A 24,449-nucleotide genomic window follows, 5' to 3' on the forward strand; every position below is an offset into this window, starting at 1 on the left:
TCGGACCGGTGGGCGAGAGCGGCGGGTTATTCCGCTGCTTCGGGTTCGGTATCCTTGCTGCGCTCGGCCGCCTGCTGCGCCCACATGTCGGTGTAGAGCCCGCCTTTCGCGAGCAGTTCCTCATGCGCGCCGCTCTCGGCCAGTTTACCGCCATCGAGCACGATGATCCGATCGGCATCGGCCACCGTCGAAAGCCGGTGCGCGATAGCGATGGTGGTGCGGCCCTGCTCGAGGCGCTTCAGCGTGCCGAGAATTTCCTGTTCGGTGCGCGTGTCGAGCGCGCTAGTCGCCTCGTCCAGCAGCAGGATCGGCGGGTTCTTGACCAGTGTGCGGGCGATCGCGACGCGCTGCTTCTCGCCGCCTGACAGTTTGAGCCCGCGTTCACCCACCATTGTCTCGAACCCGTCGGGCAGACGCCGGATCAGCGGCATCAGAGCTGCATCGCTGGCGGCCTGTGCGACCACTTCGTCGCTCGCACCTTCGGCTCCATAGGCGATGTTGTAGGCAAGCGTATCGTTGAACAGCACGCTGTCCTGCGGGACGATCCCGATGGCGGCGCGCACGCTGTCCTGGCGGATCTGCGCGATGTCCTGCCCGTCGATCAGCACGCGCCCGCCTTGCGGATCGTAGAACCGGAACAGCAGCCGCCCGATCGTGCTCTTGCCCGCGCCCGATGGCCCGACAATTGCAAGCGATGACCCGGCGGGCACTTCGAAGCTGAGGTCGTTCAGGATCGTGCGCCCGTCTTCATACCGGAAAGTGACGTTGTCGAAGGTGACGTGCGGTTCTTCCACCGCGAGTGCGGGAGCGCCGGGGGCGTCTTTCACCTCGACATCGGTGTCCATTAGGCGGAACATCTCGCCCATATCGACAAGGCCCTGGCGGATCGTGCGGTACACCCACCCGAGCAGGTCGAGCGGACGGAACAGCTGCATCAGGTAGGTGTTCACGAACACCAGATCGCCCACGGTCAGATCGCCTTTGCTCCAGCCCCACACGGTGTACGCCATCGCGCCCGCCATCAGCGAATTGGTGATGAGCGACTGCGTGACATTGAGCAGGCCGAGCGAGTTTTCCGATTTGATCGCCGCTTCGGCATAGGCCCTGGCCGCGCCCGAATAGCGTTCTTCCTCGCGCTTTTCCGCGCCGAAATACTTCACCGTCTCGAAATTCAGCAGCGAATCGACCGCGCGGTGCAGCGCCTGTCCGTCGAGATCGTTCATTTCGCGCCGCAGCTTTGTCCGCCATTCGGTGATCCAGCGGGTGATGGCGATATAGACGACCACCGTGAAGGCCGTCGCGGCCACCAGCTCCCAGCCGAAATTGAGGTAGAAGATGATGCCGACGGCGATCAGCTCGATGGCGGTTGGAGCGATGTTGAACAGCAGGAAATAGAGCATGGAATCGATGCTCTTGGTTCCGCGTTCGATGATCTTGGTAACCTCGCCCGTGCGGCGGGTGAGGTGAAATCGCAGGCTCAGCCGGTGGAGGCGTTGGAAAACATCCTGCGCAAGGCTGAGCGTGGCGACCTGTCCGACCCGCTCAAACGCGACATTGCGCAGATTGTCGAACAGCACCGATGTGAACCGGCCCAGTCCGTAAGCCGCGACCAGCGCGAGCGCCACCGTGGCGCCGTCTCCCACCGGACCCGCCATCGCATCGGCGGCTCCCTTGTAGGCGAACGGCAAAGCGAGCGTGACGCCCTTGGCCGCAAGCACGAACACCATCGCCGCAATGATCCGGCGGCGCAGCGGCCAATTGCCCTTGGGCCAGAGATACGGAAGGAACCGCTTGAGCGTCGCCCAGCCTTCGGCGTCGGGCGGGCTCGTTGGCCTGTCGGAGGTTGCTGTATCGGGCGGCATTGCGCGTTCATGTGGGCGCGCTCAGCCGGATGGGCAAGGTGCGCCCTGTATTTGGCCGCTATCGGCGCGGCGCCGAATAATTGCGTTGATTGGCGCGCCGCATGGCCCGCGCGACGTCGCGCGGCACATCGAACAGGATCCGCTGGTTCGAAAAATCGATCGCCACCCGGTCGAATATCTTCAGGTGCTGCATGCCCAGAGACAGGACCGGCTTGTCCTTGAGGCCAAGCGCCTCGAATGCCGGTGCATCGGCGAAAGTGAGCGGTACATCGACCAGCGACAGCCCCTCGATCTCGAGCGAGCGGACATAGGCAAGATCGCCGATCATGGTCACGCCGTTGACGTCCATCGTGGTGACTTCCTGCGAGCGTTTGGCCCGGAGGCGGTCGCGCAGCGCATTGTTCGCAAGGCTCGCCTGCGCGCCGGTGTCGATGATGACGGTCGCGCGCACTCCCTCGACCAGAGCATCGGTGATCAGCAACTGGCCAAGTTTCTGCCGCGCCCTCACGATGATCTCGAACCCTGCGCGCGAATGTTTCTGGCTCATGTCCTGGAGCGCGATCGTTTCGTTTCGAAAGTCGATCAGCACCCGGAAGTCCTGCAGGGAATCGAGGCCGATAATCCCGTCTGCGCCCAGATGCGCCCGGTTGAGCACCGGCGCGTTGATGTTATGGATCGTGTGCTTGCCCACGACGAGGTTGTTGACCTCGACCACATCGACCGGCCGGACGCTCGCCATGCCGACCAGTTGCGCGCGGTCGAGCAGCTCCAGGCCCAGGCTCTGATTGATCTGGTGCGTGACAGCAGTTGCCTGACTGCCGGTGTCGATCATGAAATCATACGGCCCGGCGCCTTCGATGGTGACGGGAATGGTGATCCGGCGATTGCGCTCTTCCTCAAGATCGAGAATTTCGGTCGACGGGCTACCGAAATCGGGAGCGATCGATTGCTCCTGCAAGGCCTTGATCGGCGGCTCGACCGCATTGGCCAGGGCGGCTGACGCAGTGAGCGCCAGCGGCACGGCGGCGAAGGACCAGATTTTCGGCATTGACTAATTCTCTCCCAAGTCGGGCGAGGATACCAGACGAAGCGGCAAGTCCCAAATGGTCTGGGCCGGGAATTCTACGGGCAGCTTACGAGGCGCTACCGGCGGCGGGCGCTGCAGTAGGCCGCTCGTGGTTGCGCAAGAGCTCCCACGTCTCCTGCACGAGCGGGCGAAATCCGATGAGGAATGTCGCTGCATAGACGCCCGCGCCGATCGCTGCGCTGCGGACCAGATCCAGCCACGGCGCGCCGAGAAGGGCGAATTGCTGCGCGAATGTTACCGCCATCGCCATCGCTCCGCAGGCCAGTGCAATGGGCGCTAGCTCTCGCAGCAGGGCAAGTGCAGAGACGCCGATGCGGGGCAATGTCATCGCCAGCGTGACGGTGAGAAGCAGCGGAGCCGCGACCCACCAGGCATGGACCAGTCCCATCGTCCGGTTGTCGCCATTGAAGAAACCGCCGCTAACGCCCCACAGGAATGCGCTCGGCATGATGATCGCGCCGCAAATCGCGGTGAAAAGGTAGATGCGGGGGCGGCCCATCGCATTGGTGACCGGCGCGCAAATCAGTTGCAGCGCGAATGCGGGCATGACGAGCGCGAGCCCGCCGACGATCGGAACCATGCCTGCCCATTTCTCTCCGAACAGGGTCAGGATCGCGGCCTCGCTTGTCAGCGACAGGCCAATATATACAGGCGCGCTCACCATCATCACCATGCGTGCGGTGCGCAGGAAATAGGGGCCTAGCGGTTTGCTCGCCCGGTGCAGTTCGGAATAGGCGGCGAGTGCGACTTCATTGATCGGCGGTATGAAGCGGTACCGGTTACGATCAGGGTGAGAAACAGCGCCTCCGAATAGAGGCCAAGGTCATAGGTCGGCAGCAACCGGCCTGCGATCACGATGTCGCTCTGGCTCTGGATGATCCAGAACAGCTGGCACAGCGTCAATGTGCCGCCGAACGTCACCATGTCCCATGCCCCGCGCGGATCGAACACCGGCTTCACGCGCAAGCCCGACGCCAGGGTCAGGCCGATGGCGCGCGTCGCGAACATGCCAATCGGCGCATACACCAGCGCCCACACGCCAAAGCCGGCCCACGCCAAAGCGAGCGCAAGCACCGCGCCGACAACCGCGCTGGCCATGTTGACCTGTCCCTGCCTGCGAAACTGCAATTGCCGCGCCAGCCACTCCGATGGCAGGGCGATAAAGGGAATGGTGAGGAATATGACCGCCTGCACCCTGAGCAGCTCGGCGACCATGGGCTCACCGAAATAGGCGGCAGCATGGGGCGCGGCGATGAACTGGATGACGGCGAGGCTAACGTTGGAGAGCAGCAGCATGCCGAAGATCTGGCCGATTCGGCGCTCGTCGATACGGTCGGTCTGCACGATCGAGGTTGCGAAGCTCTGACCATTGAGGAAGGCGAGGGCGGTCAGTACCACCTGGCTCATCGCGAACAGGCCGTAATCGGTCGGCTCGAGCAGGCGCACCACCATGATGGTCGAAGTCCAGGTGATGATCTGGGCGGCTACCTGCGTACCCCACCGCCATGCGACCGCCGACCGGACGCGCGCGGCAAAGCCGCTATCGCCGCTTTCGTATAAGGGCCGAGTCTGCGCGCCCGCTACCGGATGCGAATCCGATAGCGGCTGCGACTCGCTGGCCGAAAGGGCGGCGCGAGAATCGGAATCGGGCGTCTTTGCGTCCATTGAGGGTGCGCTAGGCTTAAATGGTGAAGATTTGGTCGGCGCGTTTCACCGATTCAGCGCTGAATCACCGGCCAAAGCGGGTTTTCATCGTTAATCGCCCCTTGAAACGAGGCGACAAAACCCCACTTCTGACTGGCACGTAAAGGCGGGAAACCGCGGGATTCTGCGAAAAATGCGCTGATTTGAAATAAAATTGCAAAAAGGCGTTGACCGAATCTCCGACCCCGCCTAGATGGGCTCCACCGACGCGGCGATGACGGTTTCAACCGGCTCGCAGCACTCGGTCGCCAACATATTCGGATAGCCGGTCCCCCGGTTTAAGTCGGGGAAACCATTGCTGTCCGCTTCTTTATGTTGGTTGGCTCTTTGACATTGTTAGTTTTTGATGAAGGGACATGTGGGCGACGGCGCCCGGTCTGGGGACCTCAAGGCTCCAGTAACCGGTTAAATGAAGCCGATTGCCACATCCTTGTCGGGCACCACGCTCGGCACTGATGATGCATGTTCATTCGTATCCATTACGTTTGACAGCAGGTAATCGGCTCCTTGAAGCTCATGCCTAGTTGGTCAGCGGTCCTCGGACCGTGCCAGCTTAGTATGTGACACAAACTTGAGAGTTTGATCCTGGCTCAGAACGAACGCTGGCGGCATGCCTAACACATGCAAGTCGAACGAACCCTTCGGGGTTAGTGGCGCACGGGTGCGTAACGCGTGGGAACCTGCCTTTAGGTTCGGAATAACTCAGAGAAATTTGAGCTAATACCGGATAATGTCTTCGGACCAAAGATTTATCGCCTTTAGATGGGCCCGCGTTAGATTAGATAGTTGGTGGGGTAACGGCCTACCAAGTCGACGATCTATAGCTGGTCTGAGAGGATGATCAGCCACACTGGGACTGAGACACGGCCCAGACTCCTACGGGAGGCAGCAGTGGGGAATATTGGACAATGGGGGAAACCCTGATCCAGCAATGCCGCGTGAGTGATGAAGGCCTTAGGGTTGTAAAGCTCTTTTACTAGGGATGATAATGACAGTACCTAGAGAATAAGCTCCGGCTAACTCCGTGCCAGCAGCCGCGGTAATACGGAGGGAGCTAGCGTTGTTCGGAATTACTGGGCGTAAAGCGCGCGTAGGCGGCTATTTAAGTCAGGGGTGAAATCCCGGAGCTCAACTCCGGAACTGCCTTTGAAACTGGATAGCTAGAATACTGGAGAGGTGAGTGGAATTCCGAGTGTAGAGGTGAAATTCGTAGATATTCGGAAGAACACCAGTGGCGAAGGCGACTCACTGGACAGTTATTGACGCTGAGGTGCGAAAGCGTGGGGAGCAAACAGGATTAGATACCCTGGTAGTCCACGCCGTAAACGATGATAACTAGCTGTCCGGGCTCATAGAGCTTGGGTGGCGCAGCTAACGCATTAAGTTATCCGCCTGGGGAGTACGGTCGCAAGATTAAAACTCAAAGGAATTGACGGGGGCCTGCACAAGCGGTGGAGCATGTGGTTTAATTCGAAGCAACGCGCAGAACCTTACCAGCCTTTGACATCCTAGGACGGTTTCTGGAGACAGATTCCTTCCCTTCGGGGACCTAGTGACAGGTGCTGCATGGCTGTCGTCAGCTCGTGTCGTGAGATGTTGGGTTAAGTCCCGCAACGAGCGCAACCCTCATCCTTAGTTGCCATCATTTAGTTGGGCACTTTAAGGAAACTGCCGGTGATAAGCCGGAGGAAGGTGGGGATGACGTCAAGTCCTCATGGCCCTTACAGGCTGGGCTACACACGTGCTACAATGGCATCTACAGTGGGCAGCGAACTCGCAAGGGCAAGCTAATCTCCAAAAGATGTCTCAGTTCGGATTGTTCTCTGCAACTCGAGAGCATGAAGGCGGAATCGCTAGTAATCGCGGATCAGCATGCCGCGGTGAATACGTTCCCAGGCCTTGTACACACCGCCCGTCACACCATGGGAGTTGGTTTCACCCGAAGATAGTGCGCTAACCTTTTAGGAGGCAGCTAGCCACGGTGGGATCAGCGACTGGGGTGAAGTCGTAACAAGGTAGCCGTAGGGGAACCTGCGGCTGGATCACCTCCTTTCTAAGGATTGATGCGAAAGCGTCTGGGCCAGACTTCGGTTTGCGTCCCGGAAAGTGCTTCGCAACTTTTCAAAGAACATTGCCGTCGTCCTCATGTCCTTTCATCACTGGAGATTGCCTACGGGCAGCTGTAAAGCTGTGCGTGGTGCAAATGCCTGAGCCGGCTCACGCCCCTCGCGGCCTTAACGCCGCTCGAGGCGGTGTAGGTCCGTAGCTCAGTTGGTTAGAGCGCACCCCTGATAAGGGTGAGGTCGGTGGTTCAAATCCACTCGGACCTACCAGATATTCGGCCAGTTATTGTCTGGGTCTTAGGGGCCTTAGCTCAGCTGGGAGAGCACCTGCTTTGCAAGCAGGGGGTCATCGGTTCGATCCCGATAGGCTCCACCAGACAAGCGCACCGCGGTTTACCGCAGGAGCGCCGAACATATTTCTCCAGGATGAAAAGAAAGCAGATCCCGCTTCGGCGGGTCAGGCGAATTTGTCGCCGACTTTGACATTGTGAATGGGTTTTTAAATCGATGCCGTGGCGGTATCGTCGCAAAGGTGCGGACCTTCGGGTTCGTGATCTATGGCGGCGCATACCATCACAAAATCAATCAAATTGATTATCTGGCTGAGATAATTTCTCCTCACCATCGTGAAGACGAACAGGACTTTATGCAGACCTGTCGTTGATGGTGTGGATTCTCAAGCGTGAGGTAAGAGCATTTGGTGGATGCCTTGGCATGTACAGGCGAAGAAGGACGTGGCACGCTGCGATAAGCGTCGGGGAGATGTGAGCAATCTTTGATCCGGCGATTTCCGAATGGGGAAACCCACCTTCACCATTTCTTTCACTCTGCGTTCGCGCAGGCTGAGAGAGGTGGATAAGGTATCACCTTAGTGAATATATAGCTTTGGTGAAGCAAACCCGGGGAACTGAAACATCTCAGTACCCGGAGGAAAAGACATCAACCGAGATTCCCGTAGTAGTGGCGAGCGAACCGGGACCAGGCCAGTGCCTTTTCTATTATTAGCAGAACATTCTGGAAAGTTTGGCCATAGCGGGTGACAGCCCCGTATGCGAAAAGACTAGAAAAGGACTTGAGTAGGGCGGGACACGTGAAATCCTGTCTGAACATGGGGGGACCACCCTCCAAGCCTAAATACTCGTACATGACCGATAGCGAACACAGTACCGTGAGGGAAAGGTGAAAAGCACCCCGATTAGGGGAGTGAAACAGTACCTGAAACCGGATGCTTACAAGCAGTTGGAGCCCCATAGGGGGTGACAGCGTACCTCTTGCATAATGGGTCAGTGACTTAATCTAGCATGCGAGCTTAAGCCGTTAGGTGTAGGCGAAGCGAAAGCGAGTCTGAATAGGGCGACTGAGTATGTTGGATTAGACCCGAACCCCGGCGATCTAGGCATGACCAGGTTGAAGGTGCAGTAACATGCACTGGAGGACCGAACCGTTTAATGTTGAAAAATTATCGGATGAGTTGTGTTTAGGGGTGAAAGGCCAATCAAGCCGGGAAATAGCTGGTTCTCCGCGAAATCTATTGAGGTAGAGCGTCAGATGTATGCCGATGGGGGTAGAGCACTGGATGGGCTAGGGCTGCGCGAGCGGTACCAAACCTAACCAAACTCCGAATACCATCGAGTCTTGTCTGGCAGACAGACGGCGGGTGCTAAGGTCCGTCGTCAAAAGGGAAACAGCCCTAACCTACAGCTAAGGTCCCCAAGTCATTACTAAGTGGGAAAGCATGTGGGAATCCCAAAACAACCAGGAGGTTGGCTTAGAAGCAGCCATCCTTTAAAGAAAGCGTAACAGCTCACTGGTCTAAATAAGGGTTCCTGCGGCGAAGATGTAACGGGGCTAAAGTAATGCACCGAAGCTTAGGGTTCATAGTTTACTATGAGCGGTAGCGGAGCGTTCCGTAAGTGGTTGAAGCCGAAGGGTAACCGACGGTGGACATATCGGAAGTGCGAATGCTGACATGAGTAGCGATAAAGAGGGTGAGATACCCTCTCGCCGAAAGACCAAGGGTTCCTGCTCAACGCTAATCGGAGCAGGGTAAGCCGGCCCCTAAGACGAGCCCGAAGGGGGTAGTCGATGGGAACCACGTTAATATTCGTGGGCCTGAAGATGTGTGACGGATGGCGGAAGTAGTGTGTCCTTATTGGATTGGGCATGCTGCCAAGTCGTTCCAGGAAATAGCCTCTTCATATAGACCGTACCCGAAACCGACACAGGTGGTCAGGTAGAGTATACCAAGGCGCTTGAGAGAAGTATCCTGAAGGAACTCGGCAAATTGCCTCCGTACCTTCGGAAGAAGGAGGCCCCGTTAGAAGGCAACTTTTAGCGGGGGGCACAGGCCAGGGGGTAGCGACTGTTTATCAAAAACACAGGACTCTGCTAAGTCGGCTTCAAGACGACGTATAGGGTCTGACGCCTGCCCGGTGCTGGAAGGTTAAGAGGAGGAGTGCAAGCTCCGAATTGAAGCCCCAGTAAACGGCGGCCGTAACTATAACGGTCCTAAGGTAGCGAAATTCCTTGTCGGGTAAGTTCCGACCTGCACGAATGGCGTAACGACTTCCCCACTGTCTCCAGGATATGCTCAGCGAAATTGAATTCTCCGTGAAGATGCGGAGTACCCGCGGTTAGACGGAAAGACCCCGTGCACCTTTACTGCAGCTTTAGAGTGGCATTAGGAAAGAACTGTGTAGAATAGGTGGGAGGCTTTGAAACTTGGGCGCCAGTCCGAGTGGAGCCAACCTGTGAAATACCACCCTGTTGTTTTCTGATGTCTAACCTAGGTCCGTTATCCGGACCAGGGACCCTCTATGGCGGGTAGTTTGACTGGGGCGGTCGCCTCCTAAAGAGTAACGGAGGCGCGCGATGGTAGGCTCAGGCCGGTTGGAAACCGGCTGCGAGAGTGCAATGGCATAAGCCTGCCTGACTGTGAGACTGACGAGTCGAGCAGAGACGAAAGTCGGTCATAGTGATCCGGTGGTCCCTCGTGGAAGGGCCATCGCTCAACGGATAAAAGGTACGCCGGGGATAACAGGCTGATGATTCCCAAGAGCTCATATCGACGGAATCGTTTGGCACCTCGATGTCGGCTCATCACATCCTGGGGCTGGAGCAGGTCCCAAGGGTTTGGCTGTTCGCCAATTAAAGTGGTACGTGAGCTGGGTTCAGAACGTCGCGAGACAGTTTGGTCCCTATCTGCCGTGGGCGTCGATACTTGAAAGGAGTTGCCCCTAGTACGAGAGGACCGGGGTGAACATACCTCTGGTGTACCAGTCATGCCGCCAGGCGTGCCGCTGGGTAGCTATGTATGGACGGGATAACCGCTGAAAGCATCTAAGCGGGAAGCCTCCCTTGAGATTAGGTATCTTCGAACCGTCATAGACCATGACGTTGATAGGCTGGGTGTGGAAGCGCAGTAATGCGTGAAGCTAACCAGTCCTAATAGTTCATATCGCGCTTGAGAGTTCGCACTGTCAATGACAGGCCTGAATAGGTCTTTCGTTGGAGAAATTCTCCAGCCAGATACGCCCAAGTAACACTTGCACCCTGATTGTGTGCACATCGATTTAAACCCGCATTTCCGACAAGCTTCATTGCTTGGTGGCTATAGCGTCTGTGACCCACCCGATCCCATCTCGAACTCGGTACGTGAAACCAGACAGCGCCGATGGTACTATGTCTTAAGGCATGGAAGAGTAGGTCGTCGCCAGGCATTGCAGCTTGTCGGATGCGCGGGAAAACCCATTCATAAGTCAAAGGGCTAACCTTACGGGTTGGCCCTTTTGGCGTCTCTGGAGCTCAGGCTCAGCAGGCGTCACGAACGGTGCCGCGGGATGGAGCAGTCCGGTAGCTCGTCAGGCTCATAACCTGAAGGTCGTTGGTTCAAATCCAACTCCCGCAACCACCGTCTCTTTGAAAATACAGACATTTCAGCCTCACTGTAGCCAGTGGGGCTTTTTGTCGTGGCTGCTCGAGGCGACTGGAAAGCAGTTTGCAACGGGCGAGATCGGGTTTCGGCGAAGAGCCGACAGACACGTTGAAGACCGTGCGATCGACTCCTGCTCTGCCTAGGAAGCCCAATGCGAGGACATCCCACGCTGGTGTAACGGTAGGGCAGTCTTGGCCGATAAATCGCTCACGCGGATCTGGGCCAGCAGGACACTTGCGCCGGAGTTCCGATATACCCAGGCGCACCAATGAGGCCGCATGCGCTGTCCTTTGAGCGAAGCTCTGCAAGCGTTCCGGCGACTTGCATTTGCGCGTTACATTATCGGTTGCGAGGTGCGCGCAAAGATGAGTGCTATTCGGCGATCGTCCAGCCGCTAGCCCTGTAGGCGCATCCTCACATTGGGACGCCGCCCCGCGCGTCGACGCAGCTGCCTTCATCCTCGATCCGTCAGCATTGAGGTTCGCAGCCATAGGCCACCTGCCGCCTGCGGATGACTGTCAGTGTCGTGTCGGTGAAGCCGCTGCCTGCGATCCCATGCAATTCAGGGCCGAGGCGCTGCTTCATGTAACCGGCCACGCTGCCATCTGCCTTGCTGTATTCGAATGTCTCTGAAGGCTTTGGAAGCTTTGCGCGCAAGGGGTCGACATCGCGATCATCGCGATATGCCAGAGCAACGCGTCGGGCTGTAAGCGCCGCCTCAGCCGCCCACACATCGCTGCTCGGCGGTGGCGGAGTGCTTTGCATCGAGCCCCGCATCTCGGGAATGTTCCGTGCGGACACGGCAATTTCGGCGCAAGGCGGGATAAGAGGGCGCTGCGTGGCGCGTTGATCCGCTTCACCGACGGATCCCCCTCGCGGGTGACGTCCAGCGCGGCTCAGACAGGCTGCATTGTCGATCCCGGGTTGTAGCGTGTAAGTCGCGAGAAGCCTGCGGCCGCAGGGGCTCGATCGTGCTATCGAGAAGCCAAGGCAGGCGCGGACCACCTTGGGTCTGGGGCAAAATGAGCGGGACAGGTGCCTTTCGCCCGTCCCGCCCGGATACCGCGAACCCGCTTAACGCTGCGGCTTGCCGCAATTGTGCGGCGGGAGCGCTGCGTCGCCTGCATTGTAGATGCCGCGATACCGCGCATGATCGTTGGCAAGCATGTTGAGATACTCTTCGATATTGGGGTAGCCGTCCCCGTCCGGATCATCGTTTGCGTCCCAGACATACGGGTTGGTGCTGTTGTACTGGATTTCCCAGATGTCCGGCATCCCGTCATTGTCGCTGTCAGGCCATGCACCGCCAGTGCTCGAGAGGCGCGCATATCCGCCAGTATCGGCAGCGGTCGAGGTCCATTTGTCTGCGAACAGGCGGGGTGCGCGGTCGCAAGATTGGAGGTCCTCGACGAACATGTCATCGACATTGTCTCTGCAAGATCCGTCGCGGCAAAGCTCGGCTCCTGCGAATGTCAGGACATTACGCTGAGCCTGCTTGGCATCGACGACAGCCCAATCAGGCAGCCAGTTCTGCGGCGCGTCGGGTGCGGTTACCCTTACAGAGTTCTGGATAACCCCCAGACCCGTCGTCGAGCAGTTGCGCGTGCCAGAGGAATTGATGCCGCAGATCGACGAAGGCGCGGTGCCCTTGAAGAAACCGAATCCAGCCCGAAACTGGCTGGGATCCGAGTTATATGGGCTCACATTACCGTTCGAATAGATCGAGAAGCCATGGCCGAAACTGTCGGCGTTCGAATAGAGAGCGGTCTGGTAATTCCCGTTCTTTTCATTCCAGCGTGCGCCCTCGAAATAGGAGTTCGACATGTAGTTCGCGTAGACATTGGCGTATTGGTTGGACACCAGTCCGCCTTCTTCGACGAAGTTGTAGACGAAGTTACCGACGATATCGGCCTGCGAGGTCTTGCCATAGATGAACGGCCATTGGCCCGGCGCAATGTTGATGCCGCGCTGGATGCCGTGCTGAGACAGGTTGTATGCAAGCGTCGCATTGTGACCCGGCTTAAGGAAGAAGGTCTTGCAGTGGAGCGCTGAGCTGTGGCCCGCATCGCGGCAGATATTCGGGCCGATAATCGACCATTGGACCGTGCAATTCTGGCAGCTCGCCTCGACACTTTCATCCGTGCCGTACATCGCCGACACATGGTCGAGGATCTGATAGTGGGTCGAGTTCAAGCGGATCGCATCCCCGTTATCGGACTTGCGATTGGGATGCTCACCGAGACGAGCCCGGATGTGCCTCACGATAACGTGATGGCCGCCTCTGCGGCTGTCGATCAGGGAATCCACCGGGTTGTAGTTCTTACCAAGCCGGAACTCGATCCCGCCGGGCGAGGTTTGCCCCGCAATATAGATGTGCGGGACTTCGATCGGAGCAGGTCCCTGCATCAGAATCGCGCCGGAAACCTCGAACACGCAGTAGCGTGGCCGACCGGCAGGAATCGCGTAAGGCGAGGTAATCATCCGCGCCTGAGCGCACTCACGATAGGTTATCTTGCCGTCGCCCGGATCGGCAGAATCCTCGAGACTGTTGATCTTGTAGACCACCGCATTGGGTGAGCGAACTTTGGCGAGCGCGCCGAAGCCCAGCGCGGTCGGGAATGCCTTCGGGTGCTGTGCCCGATCCGGAATATTCCCGTCGTCCGGGTTCACGAACGCCGTATCGCCGATTGGGCCGGTCGAAGACGGCGGCGGCGTGGGCGTGGGCGTGGGCGTGGGCGTGGGTGTTGGAGTGGGCGCAGGAGTAGGCGTTGGCGTGGGTGTCGGTGTCGGTGTCGGTGTCGGTGTCGGAGTGGGTGTCGGAGTAGGCGCCGGAGTTGGGGTCGGAGTGGGTGTAGGCGTTGGCGTCGGTGTCGGAGTAGGCGTCGGAGATGGAGACGGAGCGGGCGCTCCCGAAATCTTCAGATAACGCTGCGGAATCCAGCCGTCTTCGCCGCTGGCAAAGTCGACACGCCAGTAAACAAAACCGTCCTGAGCTGAAGGCCCGCCGACGATCGTCCCGCGATCACCTGGACGCCTGAGCGCGATTTTCCTGCCGCCGGGATTGGACCGCACATGGTGGTGCCTGATCATCTCGATCTCGGCTCCGATGCCAAACGAACTGGTAGACTGCACCAGCGCAGCGAGCGCCGCATTGGGCGAAACCATGCTCGTGGCGACTGCCGGTTGGGCAGCGAGAGCGACAGCAAGGGTTGCGGTGCCGCCCGAGGCGAGCACCCATAGGGGAGTTTTCATGCGACCGTTTTCTCTTTTTTGGATCGGTGATTTGTGGCGTGAATAAGGCCACCTTTCGTTACCAATCCATTAAAAAGATTTAACGGCGTGCGAGTTGTCTTCCACCGGCGTCAAATGATCTGATTCCGTGCTGAAAACAAGACAGGCCGAGTGGCTAGCTCGAAAGTAATACTCTGTTTACATCCAGCGAGTTCGTCCGAGTTTATTCATTATTAACAATGAACTAAACAAAGAAATGGGCTGTATGCGCGGATTTCGGGATGCTCGCGAGCTGCGTTCAAAGCTCATTTGACGCGGTTCGCGTTCAATTCATGTCTGGCGCACGCCTATCCTGCTGGAATTATGCAATTTCGCCGACGTCAATCGTGCATGGGGCCTGGCCGGACAGGACCATTCCGGCGCCGCGATGATTCGGCGCAGGCCGGCTGAGTTCAGCCCCCCTTCAGGGCCAAGCCTTAGCTTGACTTGGCGCGAGATGCGGCAATGGTCCGCGGATGCCGCTCCTCATACTCTTTAACAAGCCGCACGGCGCGCTGTCCCAGTTCACCGACCGGGGAAGCCCGACCAAGCGGCAGACGTTGTCCGATTTCATCGAAGTGCCGGGGGTCTATCCGGCAGGACGGCTCGACCGTGATAGCGAGGGCCTGCTGCTGCTTTGCAATGACGGCAAATTGCAGGCCCGCATCGCCGACCCGCGCTTCAAACTTGCGAAGACGTACTTTGTGCAGGTCGAAGGCGAGCCGGATGATGCTGCGCTGGAGACCTTGCGCGCCGGGGTGCGGCTCAGGGACGGGATGACGCGGCCTGCACAGGCAGAGCGTATCGCCGATCCGGACCTTTGGCCGCGCGATCCGCCGATCAGGGTTCGCAAATCGGTTTCGGATAGCTGGATCAGCCTTACCTTGCGCGAAGGCAAGAACCGGCAGGTCCGGCGGATGACCGCTGCGGTCGGCTATCCGACACTGCGCCTCATCCGCTGGTCTATCGGCGAATGGAATCTCGAAGGCGTCCCGCCGGGCACCTGGTCGGAGGCGAAGGTTTCCTGATCAGTCCTCTTCGCGCTCGAAGGCGATGGCACCTGTATTGATCAGGTCTTGGATGAGGTTTGCCACCAATTGCGACGCGGCGTCTTCAGAATCGGTCTTGATCCGGGGAGAGGCGCACAAGCGCTCCGCAAACCCGGTAACCTCTCCTCTGCATTCGGTGCACTCCCCGTCGACCATCAGCAGCACACTATCGCTGGCCTGACGAATGAATGCGAAGCGGCTGGCTGGATTGCGCAGCAGATATGGCTTGGACCGGAGCGCCTCGGAGACTGCATCCAGGCTGGCCGGATTCTCGGGCTGCCAGTCGATATGCTCATTCTTGGGCGAGGTGGCGAAGGTTGCGAACCAGCGCGCGAAGGCTTTCTCGTCACCAAGGCGGTCCAGGACCATTGCGTGCAGGCGCGACAGCGAGGCCTGCGAGATCTCGCCGGCATTGGCCTGCGCGGACAGGTCAGGATCGCTGTAGCGGTCCGCGTCGCTGGCCATTTCGGACAAGTCCTGCGCGAATGCCTCGATCAACTCGGCGCGCGATGGCGCGCGAAAACCGACCGAATAGGTCATGCAATCGTGGCCTACCGCAACTCCGCGATGAGCAATGCGGGGCGGCACATACAGAATGTCGCCGGGCTCCAGCACCCAGTCTTCGACCGGCTCGAATTCTGCGAGCAGGCGCAAATCGTCACGCGGGAGCAATTTGGTATCGTCCCCGCACAGTCCGCCAAGCTGCCAGCGCCGCCGTCCGAGACCCTGAATAAGGAAAACGTCATACTGGTCGAAATGCGCGCCCACACCCCCGCCATCGGTCGCATAGCTGACCATGACGTCGTCGATCCGCCAGTTCGGGATGAAGCGGAACGGATCGAGCAGCGCGGCAACAGCAGGTATGTGGTGATCGACCGCCTGCACCAGCAGGGTCCACACGGCTTGGCCCAATTGATCGAAGCGATCCTCGGCCAAGGGTCCATGCTCAAGCGCGTAATCGCGCTCAGCCTGAGAGATCAGCCGCGCTTCCACATGCGGTTCGCAGGCAAGACCTGCCAGTTCGTCCGGTTCGAGGGGATTGTGCCAGTCAGCCCACGGATTGCGGATCAGCAGCGGCTTTTTCTGCCAGTAATCACGCAGGAAGGCGTCCTCGTCGAAGTCTGCAAAGTGCATTTCGCCAGCCTCTATTGTGGCCCCGCCGCCGCGATCAGGTCCATGAAATTCCGCGCCGCCTCGCGGTCGGCCTCGTCCTTGAAAGCAACGTCGAGGTCAGGGGCGGCGTCCAGCATGTACAGGAGGCTCCACAGGGCGAACCGTTTTGCGGGATCTTTCTCGAGCCCGAAATCGACCAGCATCCGGTCGGTCGCGGCCGGGATCGCATCGACCTGAACCTCGGCAAGGTCGGTGGTGCCGAAATAGCGTTGCAGCAGATGTTCCATGTCCATCACACGGCGCTAGACGCTTGCAGCGATGATGCAAGTGCCGGGCTTTGACCGCAGCGAATTCAACAAGGGCATTGGGCAGCCGCGCGAGACTTGCTAGAGGCGCCGCCATGCTAACCATCGCTGATGTCACTGTCCGGCTTGGCGGCCGCCCGATACTCGAACATGCGAGCGCTGCAATCCCGCAGGGTGCGCGCGTCGGGCTGATCGGCCGCAACGGTGCGGGCAAGTCGACTCTGATGAAGGCGCTGATCGGAGAAATCGAACCCGATGAAGGCGCAATCAACCGCTCGTCGAAGCTGCGGCTCGGCTATATCGCGCAGGACGCGCCGAGCGGATCGGTCACGCCCGAAGAGGTGGTGCTGGCCGCCGATACCGAGCGAGCGGCCCTGCTGGAAGAATCCGAAAACTGCCCCGACATGGACCGGCTCGGCGATATTCATGACCGCCTGCTCGCGATCGATGCCTACAGCGCACCATCGCGCGCGGCGCGTATCCTGATCGGGCTGGGTTTCGATGAGGAGATGCAGCGCCAACCGCTCGACAGTTTCTCTGGCGGTTGGAAAATGCGGGTGGCGCTGGGCGCGCTGCTGTTTTCGCAGCCCGATGTGCTGCTGCTCGATGAGCCGTCAAACCACCTCGATCTCGAGGCGACATTGTGGCTCGAGAACTTCCTCAAGAGCTATCCAGCAACATTGTTGGTCATCAGCCACGAACGTGACCTGCTGAACAAGGTCGCCGATCATATCCTTCACCTGCAGGGCGGGAGGCTGACGCTGTATCCTGGCGGCTATGACAGCTTCGAAAAGCAGCGCGCCGAACGCGCAGCGCAGCTCGAGGCAGCCAGAGCATCGCAAGAGGCGCAGCGCGCCAAGCTGCAGGATTACGTCGCGCGCAACAGTGCCCGTGCCTCGACCGCCAAGCAGGCGCAATCGCGGGCAAAGATGCTGGCGAAGATGCAGCCGATAGCCGCGCTGATGGAAGATCCCTCCCTGAGCTTCGATTTCCCCGATCCCGCCGAACTCAAGCCGCCGATGATCACGATGGATATGGCCGCTGTGGGATATGTGCCCGAACAGCCGGTGCTCAGGCGCGTGAGCCTTCGCATCGAACCCGATGACCGGATCGCGCTGCTGGGCCGCAACGGAAACGGCAAGACCACGCTCGCGCGCCTGCTCGCCGCGCAGCTGCCGCTTATGGAGGGAGAGGTCAACGCGCCGGGCAAGATGAAAGTGGGCTATTTCACGCAGTATCAGGTCGAAGAGCTGGAAGGCGGTGAGACCCCGCTCGAACACATGACCCGCGCGATGGAGGGCAGGCCGCCCTCTGCAGTGCGTGAGCAATTGGGGAGGTTCGGTTTTTCCGGCAACCGCGCGACGCAAAAGGTCGGCAAGCTCTCAGGCGGAGAGCGTGCGCGTCTCGCGCTGGCATTGATTACCCGCGATGCGCCGCATCTGCTGATCCTCGATGAGCCGACAAATCACCTTGATGTCGATGCGCGGGAGGCTCTGGTGCAGGCGCTGAACGATTATTCCGGCGCGGTCATCCTGATCAGCCACGACCGGCATATGGTTGAACTCAGCGCCGACCGGCTTGTCCTTGTGGATGACGGCACGGCGAAAGAATTCGCCGGCAGCATGGAAGATTACATCGACCTCGTGCTGGGCCTCAACCAGCCGAGGAAAGACCGCGACGCCAAGACAAAAAAGCCGAAGAACCGCCAATCCGCCAAAGTCCGCGCAGAACTACGCAGTGTCCGTGCGGAACTCGCGCGGGTCGAAAAGGTCATGGCGAAATTGCAATCCGAGCGCAGCGCGATCGATGAGGCAACGTATGAACCCGCCAACGCCGCATCCGGACTGGCGGATAAACCCATGAGCGAGCTTCTTTCACAGCGCTCCGAGCTTTCGCAGCAGCTCGATGACGCCGAGGCCGAATGGCTCGGCCTCGGCGAGCAGCTGGAAACGCTTGAAGACGCCTAGGACCGCAATTCCACAAGATTTGCGCCGTCACGCCCTTCGCTGATGGTGAAGGCGCGGCCTGTGAACCGTTCGATCAGTTCAATCGCCGTGCGGGTGTGCTCGCTGATTTTTACAGTCGTGAACGCGCCTGCACCTGCCATGGCGATCGGTAGAAGCAGCTGGTCCTGCAGGTAAGGTCCCGCAAAAGCATCCCCCGCGAGATATCCCGCCATCCGCTTGGCTGCCGTTTTGGCGAGCTTTTCTGCTGGCAGGCCCATTTTGCCGAAGCCCGATACGACTTCGGTGACATTGGCAAACTCAGCCGAAAGCATCAGCGCGGTTCCCGGCCCTTCTTCCGCTGGGAGTTTGCGCGGTTTGAAAGCGTCTTCGGGCCAATCCGACAACACCTTGCGCGCTGCCTTAAGCTCGCGGTCAGCCACGTCGAAGGCCACGCCAGCGATGATCGCCTCTGCGCTCACGGAGTGCGTCTCCCCGCGCTCGGTCCATTCGGCCGGGGCGAGGGATGCAGGCGTGATATCGATGACAATCCGGCCGCCACCGCGCGGGAAAAATCCATGCCGCTCAAGTGTGGCGGTAACCTGCGGACCCATCCGCTCGATCAGCGGCAGGAATGTCTTTGCGAGGAAGTCAAAGGGCGGGGCTGCCATTGCATGCGTGCCGCCCTCGATGATCAGCCGCGAAGGGCCTTCTGCCAGCAAAAGCGGGACGAGGATCGTCTGGAGCACGAGCCCGGTGCTGCCCGCAGTGCCTACCGCGAACCTGTATTTGCCAGCTGCAACCGCGCCGGGATGAAAGGTGAGCTCGCCCGAGCCGACGGCAAGCCCGCTGACCTCGGCATTGCCGATGACGCTTGCCGCCTCGATCGAGGTGACGTGCTGGCGCATCATGCCGGGCTTTTGCCGCCCGTCGCGGATATTGCGGATGGTGAAGGGCTGGGAAGTGAGCAGCGACAATGCCGCCGCATAGCGCAGCACCTGCCCGCCGCCTTCGCCCTTTGCTCCGTCGATAGTGATCATCATTGCGTCCTAAAAAGGCAGGTGATGCCCGCGAAAGGTTACCCCTTCACGCACACCACCTGCTTGAGGGTGTGGACGATCTCGACGAGGTCGGCCTGGGCCGACATCACCGCCTCGATCGGCTTGTAGGCCTTGGGCGTCTCATCGATTACGCCTTCGTCCTTCCGGCATTCGACGCCTGCCGTATCAGCGATATGCTCGTCGAGCGTTACCAGCTTTTTCGCCTGTGTCCGGCTCATCACCCGGCCTGCACCATGCGAGCAGCTATCGAAGCTTTCCGCATTGCCAAGGCCGCGCACGATGAAGCTTTTCGCGCCCATCGAACCCGGAATGATACCGAGCGTACCCTTCGCCGCGCGGACCGCCCCCTTGCGGGTGACGAGCACGTTTTCGCCGAAGTGGTTTTCCCGCGTCACATAGTTGTGATGGCAGTTCACCGCCTCGCATTCCGCATCGAAGGGCTTGGCGATCTGGCTCCGCAGTGCATCGAGCGCATTCGCCATCATCACCTTCCGGTTGAGCTTGGCAAAGTCCTGCGCCCACTCGACCGCCTCGACATAATCGTCGAAATGGTCGGTCCCTTCCGGGAAATAGGCAAGGTCTTCGTCAGGCAGGTTGATGTGCCATTTGCGCATGTCCTGCTTGGCGAGTTCGATGAAGAACCGTCCGATTGCATTGCCGATGCCCCGCGAGCCCGAGTGGAGCATCACCCACACGCGCTGGTCCTGGTCAAGGCACAGCTCGATGAAGTGGTTGCCCGTCCCGAGCGCGCCGAGATGCACGACCGTGTTGGCATTCTTGAGGCGCGGATACTTGGCGACAATGTTGCCGAACCGGACCGCGAGAGCTGCCCAGGCATCGACTACGGCCTGAGGCGGCTCGCCCCATGAACCCTTGTCGCGGCTGGATCCGCGCCGACCGCGCCCGGACGTCCGCCCGTGCGGCACGGCCGCTTCGATTGCGGACCGGATGCCTGCAAGGTTGTCGGGAAGATCGCTCGCCATGAGCGAGGTCCGCGCCGCCATCATTCCGCAGCCGATATCGACGCCCACAGCCGCCGGGATCACCGCGCTCTTGGTGGGGATGACCGATCCAACGGTCGCACCGATGCCGACGTGAACGTCGGGCATGGCTGCCACGTGCTTGAAAATGAACGGCATCTTGGCCGCCTTCGCAAGCTGGTCGCGGGCCTTGTCGTCGACGGGGACGCCGCGCGTCCACGATTTGATCGGAGAACCGCCATCGACATGCGTGTATTCGTAAGTGTGTTCCATCTCGAATTCCTCTGTAGCGCGTTTCCTCAGCCTGTCGGCCCTTGGGAAGGACTTCGGGGGCGGTCGGCCCATTCCGGCCGCCCCAGTCCGCGCTGTACCGGGCGTTCGACGTGCCCGGCGGAATTATCGTTGCATCTGGTGTGCCAAACTTGATGCGGCGAGCGCATGAGGTCTTTAAGCTATTGGCAAACAATTGAAAAACTGGATTCTTGTGCGATCGGCTTCATACAGGATGATTGGAAAAAGCTATCTAGATATATCAAAGATTATATAATAAGATAACTTTGATATGAAACCTGTCACTGTCATCGGCTTTCTGGGTTCAACGCTCGATGCGGCGAAATTCGGGCCGGAGCGCTGGAGCAAGTGGCGCCCCACCGTCAGCATCTGCATGCAGGAAGACCTGCGGGTGGACCGCTTCGTGCTGCTCCACGCCAAACAGCATCAGCGCCTTGCCGACAAAGTGGTCCGTGACATCGCCGATGTCTCGCCCGAAACCGAGGTCGATGAGCGCCTCATCGAATTCGATGACGCCTGGGACTTTGAGGAAGTGTACGGCAAGTTGCTCGATTTCTCGCGCGACTTCCCGTTCGATCCTGGCTCGAACGATTACCTGATCCACATCACGACCGGCACGCATGTCGCGCAAATCTGCCTGTTCCTCCTGACAGAGGCGCGGTTCCTGCCGGGCAAGCTGCTCCAGACCCAGCCCAAACGGGGCATGTCGCAGCCTCTTGGCACATGGGCGTCGATTGATTTGGATCTGTCGCGCTACGACTCTATCGCCAGCCGCTTTGCCAGCGCGAGCGCGGAAAGCGCCAGCTTTCTGAAAAGCGGCATCGAGACCCGTAATGCCGGCTTCAACCGCATGATCGAGGAGATCGAGCAGGTTGCCGTCCGCTCGACCGCGCCCATTCTTCTCATGGGACCGACTGGCGCTGGCAAGAGCCAGCTTGCCCGCAAGACCTATGAATTGAAGAAGCTGCGCCACCAGGTCGCAGGGCCCTTCGTCGAGGTGAATTGCGCTACGCTAACGGGTGACAGCGCGATGTCCGCGCTGTTCGGTCACAAGAAGGGCGCATTCACCGGCGCCGTGCAGGACCGGCCCGGCCTGTTGCGTGCCGCAGATGGGGGAGTGCTGTTCCTCGACGAGATCGGCGAGCTGGGTCTCGACGAGCAGGCGATGATCCTTCGTGCGGTGGAGGAAGGCAAGTTTTTGCCGGTTGGTTCGGACAAGGAGGCCTCGAGCGAATTTCAGCTGATCGCCGGGACCAACCGTGACCTCGTTGCGGCAGTCGCGGGCGGCACGTTCCGCGAAGACCTGTTCGCGCGGCTCAACCTCTGGACTTTCACCTTACCCGGCCTGTCGGAGCGGCGGGAGGACATTGCACCAAACCTCGAATACGAGCTGGAGCGATATGCCGAGCGCGAGGGAAGCCGGGTAACCTTCAACAAGGAAGCGCGCGAGGCGTATCTGCGCTTCGCTGAGAGTCCGGCGGCTCTCTGGCAAGGCAATTTCCGCGATCTGGCAGCCAGCGTGACCCGCATGGCTACGCTCAGTCCCAGCGGGCGGATAGACCGCCTGTCAGTCGATAAGGAGATGAAGAGGCTGACAGCGCTCTGGTCGGGCGCTGACCGGAGCGTGAAACACTCCGGTCTGCTTCAAGAGCTGCTTGCAGCAGACACGCTGGCACGGATCGATCCGTTCGACCGGGTTCAACTGGATTACGTGATTGAAATCTGCAGGCGGAGCCGGAGCTTGTCCGAGGCTGGCCGGACGCTATTCAAGAATTCACGCAAGGCCAGAACATCGACCAATGATGCGGACAGGCTGCGCAAATATCTTGCCCGGTTCGACCTCGATTGGGCACAGGTCAAAAGCTGACTCTTGGCGGCAGCCACCGCGAGAGGCTCAGCCTTCGCGAACCTGTTTGATGAAGGCCTCCACCTGCACGCTGAGCGTGGTGGCCTGCTGGTCCAGTTCGTTCGCGCTGCCAAGCACCTGGCTTGCCGCCGCGCCGGTCGAGAGCGACAGCTCGCGGACATCGTCGACATGGGCGGCAACCTTTTCGGTTCCACGCGCGGCAAGATCGATACTGCGGGCAAGATCCTGACCGGCGACCGATTGCTGGTCAACGGCGCTGGCGATGGAGACAGCCGTCGTCTCAAGCTCTTTGACCTGCGTAGCGATCGAACGCAGCGCCGAAACGCTGGCCCCGGTCGTGTCCTGCATGGCCGTTATCTGCTCTGCTATCTGTTCTGTCGCGCGGCTGGTCTGCATGGCCAGTTCCTTGACCTCGCTGGCCACAACAGCGAACCCGCGTCCTGTCTCTCCACCGCGAGCCGCCTCGATCGACGCGTTCAGGGCGAGCAGGTTGGTGCGCTGAGCGATGGTCTGGATCAACTCGACAATCTGGCCCACCTGTTCGGCCGAGATCGGACAGTGCCGAAATTGTCGTATCGGCCTCTTCCGTCGCATCGGTCGCGAGCCGTGCGAGCTCGCTTGACGATGATGCTTGGCGGCTGATTTCGTTGATGGAGAGGGCGAACTCGTCGCTTGCCGCGGCGGCTGCGGTTGCTCCCGAATTGGCCTCCGCCATGTCCTGCGACAGGTCTCTGGTCCGCTGGCTGGCCTGTTCGGCCGTTCCAGCCATCCGGGTGGCAGTGCTTTGCAGTTCACGCGAGGCGGTGCCTACAGAGTCCACCACATCACCGACCGTTCGTTCGAATTGTCTGGCCACGTCGGCCAGCAATGCAGCCTTGCGCTTCTCCGATTCTTCCCTTTCGCGAGTGCGCTCCTGCTCGATGCGAAGTTCCTCGTCGGCGCGGTCAGCGCGCTCGCGGGCCCATTTTTCAAGCTGTTTGCTTGCTCTTTTGAACATGCTGAGCGAACGGGCCATGTCGCCGAGTTCGTCCTTGCGATCCTCACCGTCGATCCGGAAGTTGCGATCTCCCTTGGACAGACTGACCATGCCTTGTGTGACCTGTGCGATCTGCCGCGAAAATCCGAATGACAGGTAGCCCATTCCGGCAATCAGGATAAGTGCGCCAATGATCGCCAGTGCAATCACGACTGTAATCATCGTGAAGAAATACTCGACGCCGCTTCTTTCGATTTCGGCGGCTTGACCGCTCAAATCGATGGCAAATTGATCGGCTAGCTCAAACAGGGCGTCGCCCTGATCGGATAGCTGATAAGCCAGCGCAACGGAGGTTTCGCTGCGGCCTTCGCGTTCAAGGCTCACCAGCAATTGCTCGAAGGTCGCATTGTATTCGGCGAAACTGCTGCGGTTTTGCTCCAGCCTGTCGGCGAGCGCGGGAACATGCTTGGTTACGACGCTTGCCACCTCGCCAAGCTGCTCTTGTGCAGCGGCGAAGCTGGCGCGCTGGCGATCGAGAGCCTGAGCCTCTTCGCCAAAGATCATCCGCACGGTGTTGTAGCGAAGCTCGCCTGTCGATCCGCGAAGCTCGGTTGAAGCAACCACGCCGTCCTGCACTTCGGCGGAAGTCTGGTAGCGCAGGTAAACTTCACTCAGGCCGAGGGCGAGGACGAGCCCCATTGCGAACAGGACGGCAAAGAAAGTCCCGAAAATCGCGTTGATCTTGCTCTTTACGCGCAGGTCGCGGAAAGCCTGAAACCGTTCGAGGAAGCTCTCCGGCGCTTTCGTGCTTTCAGCATCTGCAATGCTTGTTGGAGGTTCAGCCCGAGGCTTGTCGGCAAAAGCCGGGATCGCGCTTTCTTCGCGCTCATCCTGCAAGGTCATCGTGTTCATGCGGGCTTGTTCCCCAGGCCGGTGTGTCGCCT

13 protein-coding genes, 3 tRNA genes, 3 rRNA genes and 2 pseudogenes are annotated in these 24,449 nt (G+C 59.6%); 9 read left to right on the top strand and 12 right to left on the bottom strand.

What is annotated here, in order from left to right; genetic code table 11:
* Positions 1 to 26: 26 nt before the first annotated feature.
* The 4 genes from AC0L39_RS03450 to AC0L39_RS03465 form a co-directional block, all read right to left on the bottom strand.
* The gene (locus AC0L39_RS03450; RefSeq protein WP_473260771.1) at positions 27 to 1,862 is read right to left on the bottom strand and encodes an ABCB family ABC transporter ATP-binding protein/permease; all 1,836 of its coding nucleotides are present in this window, start codon (positions 1,860 to 1,862) and stop codon (positions 27 to 29) included.
* 58 nt (positions 1,863 to 1,920) lie between these two features.
* Positions 1,921 to 2,910 (bottom strand): aspartyl protease family protein, encoded by a 990-nt coding sequence (locus AC0L39_RS03455; protein WP_473260773.1) that lies wholly within the window; start codon positions 2,908 to 2,910, stop codon positions 1,921 to 1,923.
* An 85-nt stretch (positions 2,911 to 2,995) separates the two neighbouring features.
* Complete coding sequence (locus tag AC0L39_RS03460; RefSeq protein WP_473262477.1) at positions 2,996 to 3,715, bottom strand: oligosaccharide flippase family protein; 720 nt, start codon at positions 3,713 to 3,715, stop codon at positions 2,996 to 2,998.
* On the bottom strand, positions 3,649 to 4,614 hold the full coding sequence (locus AC0L39_RS03465; RefSeq protein ID WP_473260775.1) for an oligosaccharide flippase family protein: 966 nt from the start codon (positions 4,612 to 4,614) through the stop codon (positions 3,649 to 3,651). Before AC0L39_RS03465 ends, AC0L39_RS03460 begins: the two co-directional genes overlap by 67 nt.
* Before the next feature lie 606 nt (positions 4,615 to 5,220).
* Between AC0L39_RS03465 and AC0L39_RS03470 the strand changes: the two genes are divergently transcribed.
* The 6 genes from AC0L39_RS03470 (at position 5,221) to AC0L39_RS03495 (ending at position 10,626) form a co-directional block, all read left to right on the top strand.
* Positions 5,221 to 6,706: ribosomal RNA gene (locus AC0L39_RS03470) — 16S ribosomal RNA — on the top strand.
* A gap of 203 nt (positions 6,707 to 6,909) precedes the next feature.
* Positions 6,910 to 6,986, top strand: a tRNA-Ile gene (locus AC0L39_RS03475).
* 30 nt (positions 6,987 to 7,016) lie between these two features.
* Positions 7,017 to 7,092, top strand: a tRNA-Ala gene (locus AC0L39_RS03480).
* A 301-nt stretch (positions 7,093 to 7,393) separates the two neighbouring features.
* Positions 7,394 to 10,184 (top strand): 23S ribosomal RNA (locus AC0L39_RS03485).
* A gap of 134 nt (positions 10,185 to 10,318) precedes the next feature.
* A 5S ribosomal RNA gene (gene rrf / locus AC0L39_RS03490) occupies positions 10,319 to 10,434 on the top strand.
* Together the 16S, 23S and 5S rRNA genes with 3 tRNA genes alongside form the textbook arrangement of a ribosomal RNA operon.
* 115 nt (positions 10,435 to 10,549) lie before the next feature.
* Positions 10,550 to 10,626 (top strand) — tRNA-Met (locus AC0L39_RS03495).
* A gap of 492 nt (positions 10,627 to 11,118) precedes the next feature.
* On the opposite strand, the gene AC0L39_RS03500 is transcribed toward AC0L39_RS03495, so the two are convergent.
* Together AC0L39_RS03500 and AC0L39_RS03505 are read right to left on the bottom strand one after the other, a co-directional pair.
* Positions 11,119 to 11,415: a hypothetical protein gene (locus AC0L39_RS03500; protein ID WP_473260776.1), complete on the bottom strand. Its 297-nt coding sequence runs from the start codon at positions 11,413 to 11,415 to the stop codon at positions 11,119 to 11,121.
* A 309-nt stretch (positions 11,416 to 11,724) separates the two neighbouring features.
* Entirely contained in the window at positions 11,725 to 13,902 is a 2,178-nt protein-coding gene (locus AC0L39_RS03505) for a hypothetical protein (RefSeq protein WP_473260777.1), read from the bottom strand.
* A gap of 494 nt (positions 13,903 to 14,396) precedes the next feature.
* Here AC0L39_RS03505 and AC0L39_RS03510 point away from each other — a divergent pair, with 494 nt between their 5' ends.
* Positions 14,397 to 14,948 (top strand): pseudouridine synthase, encoded by a 552-nt coding sequence (locus AC0L39_RS03510; protein WP_473260779.1) that lies wholly within the window; start codon positions 14,397 to 14,399, stop codon positions 14,946 to 14,948.
* On the opposite strand, the gene AC0L39_RS03515 is transcribed toward AC0L39_RS03510, so the two are convergent.
* Positions 14,949 to 16,103, bottom strand: coding sequence for a JmjC domain-containing protein (locus AC0L39_RS03515; protein WP_473260780.1), 1,155 nt, complete (start codon positions 16,101 to 16,103; stop codon positions 14,949 to 14,951).
* A gap of 11 nt (positions 16,104 to 16,114) precedes the next feature.
* Positions 16,115 to 16,375 carry a hypothetical protein gene (locus AC0L39_RS03520; protein WP_473260782.1) on the bottom strand — a complete coding sequence of 87 codons (261 nt, stop codon included), beginning with the start codon at positions 16,373 to 16,375 and terminating at the stop codon, positions 16,115 to 16,117.
* 107 nt (positions 16,376 to 16,482) lie between these two features.
* Between AC0L39_RS03520 and AC0L39_RS03525 the strand changes: the two genes are divergently transcribed.
* Complete coding sequence (locus AC0L39_RS03525; RefSeq protein WP_473260784.1) at positions 16,483 to 18,354, top strand: ABC-F family ATP-binding cassette domain-containing protein; 1,872 nt, start codon at positions 16,483 to 16,485, stop codon at positions 18,352 to 18,354.
* On the opposite strand, the gene rtcA is transcribed toward AC0L39_RS03525, so the two are convergent.
* Entirely contained in the window at positions 18,351 to 19,373 is a 1,023-nt protein-coding gene (gene rtcA, locus AC0L39_RS03530; protein ID WP_473260785.1) for an RNA 3'-terminal phosphate cyclase, read from the bottom strand. The genes AC0L39_RS03525 and rtcA overlap by 4 nt on opposite strands.
* A 35-nt stretch (positions 19,374 to 19,408) precedes the next feature.
* The gene (locus AC0L39_RS03535; RefSeq protein WP_473260787.1) at positions 19,409 to 20,644 is read right to left on the bottom strand and encodes an RtcB family protein; all 1,236 of its coding nucleotides are present in this window, start codon (positions 20,642 to 20,644) and stop codon (positions 19,409 to 19,411) included.
* A 289-nt stretch (positions 20,645 to 20,933) separates the two neighbouring features.
* On the opposite strand from AC0L39_RS03535, the pseudogene rtcR reads away from it, so the two are divergent.
* Positions 20,934 to 22,463 (top strand): annotated as a pseudogene (gene rtcR / locus AC0L39_RS03540) (RNA repair transcriptional activator RtcR); the annotation flags it as partial.
* A gap of 93 nt (positions 22,464 to 22,556) precedes the next feature.
* On the opposite strand, the gene AC0L39_RS03545 reads toward rtcR, so the two are convergent.
* Positions 22,557 to 23,123, bottom strand: a complete 567-nt coding sequence (locus AC0L39_RS03545; protein WP_473262260.1) for a methyl-accepting chemotaxis protein — start codon at positions 23,121 to 23,123, stop codon at positions 22,557 to 22,559.
* Between the two features lie 460 nt (positions 23,124 to 23,583).
* Positions 23,584 to 24,417: pseudogene (locus tag AC0L39_RS03550) on the bottom strand (hypothetical protein); the annotation flags it as partial.
* Between the last annotated feature and the right edge of the window lie 32 nt (positions 24,418 to 24,449).

The sequence above is a fragment of the Erythrobacter sp. K21-9 genome (genome assembly GCF_055808355.1).

Coding starts and splice junctions, on each gene's coding strand:
- AC0L39_RS03505 (WP_473260777.1), bottom strand. CDS start 13,902: ATGAAAACTCCCCTATGGGTGCTCGCCTCGGGCGGCACCGCAACCCTT.
- AC0L39_RS03525 (WP_473260784.1), top strand. CDS start 16,483: ATGCTAACCATCGCTGATGTCACTGTCCGGCTTGGCGGCCGCCCGATA.
- AC0L39_RS03510 (WP_473260779.1), top strand. CDS start 14,397: ATGCCGCTCCTCATACTCTTTAACAAGCCGCACGGCGCGCTGTCCCAG.
- AC0L39_RS03465 (WP_473260775.1), bottom strand. CDS start 4,614: ATGGACGCAAAGACGCCCGATTCCGATTCTCGCGCCGCCCTTTCGGCC.
- AC0L39_RS03545 (WP_473262260.1), bottom strand. CDS start 23,123: ATGCGACGGAAGAGGCCGATACGACAATTTCGGCACTGTCCGATCTCG.
- AC0L39_RS03455 (WP_473260773.1), bottom strand. CDS start 2,910: ATGCCGAAAATCTGGTCCTTCGCCGCCGTGCCGCTGGCGCTCACTGCG.
- AC0L39_RS03500 (WP_473260776.1), bottom strand. CDS start 11,415: ATGCAAAGCACTCCGCCACCGCCGAGCAGCGATGTGTGGGCGGCTGAG.
- rtcA (WP_473260785.1), bottom strand. CDS start 19,373: ATGATGATCACTATCGACGGAGCAAAGGGCGAAGGCGGCGGGCAGGTG.
- AC0L39_RS03515 (WP_473260780.1), bottom strand. CDS start 16,103: ATGCACTTTGCAGACTTCGACGAGGACGCCTTCCTGCGTGATTACTGG.
- AC0L39_RS03450 (WP_473260771.1), bottom strand. CDS start 1,862: ATGCCGCCCGATACAGCAACCTCCGACAGGCCAACGAGCCCGCCCGAC.
- AC0L39_RS03535 (WP_473260787.1), bottom strand. CDS start 20,644: ATGGAACACACTTACGAATACACGCATGTCGATGGCGGTTCTCCGATC.
- AC0L39_RS03520 (WP_473260782.1), bottom strand. CDS start 16,375: ATGGACATGGAACATCTGCTGCAACGCTATTTCGGCACCACCGACCTT.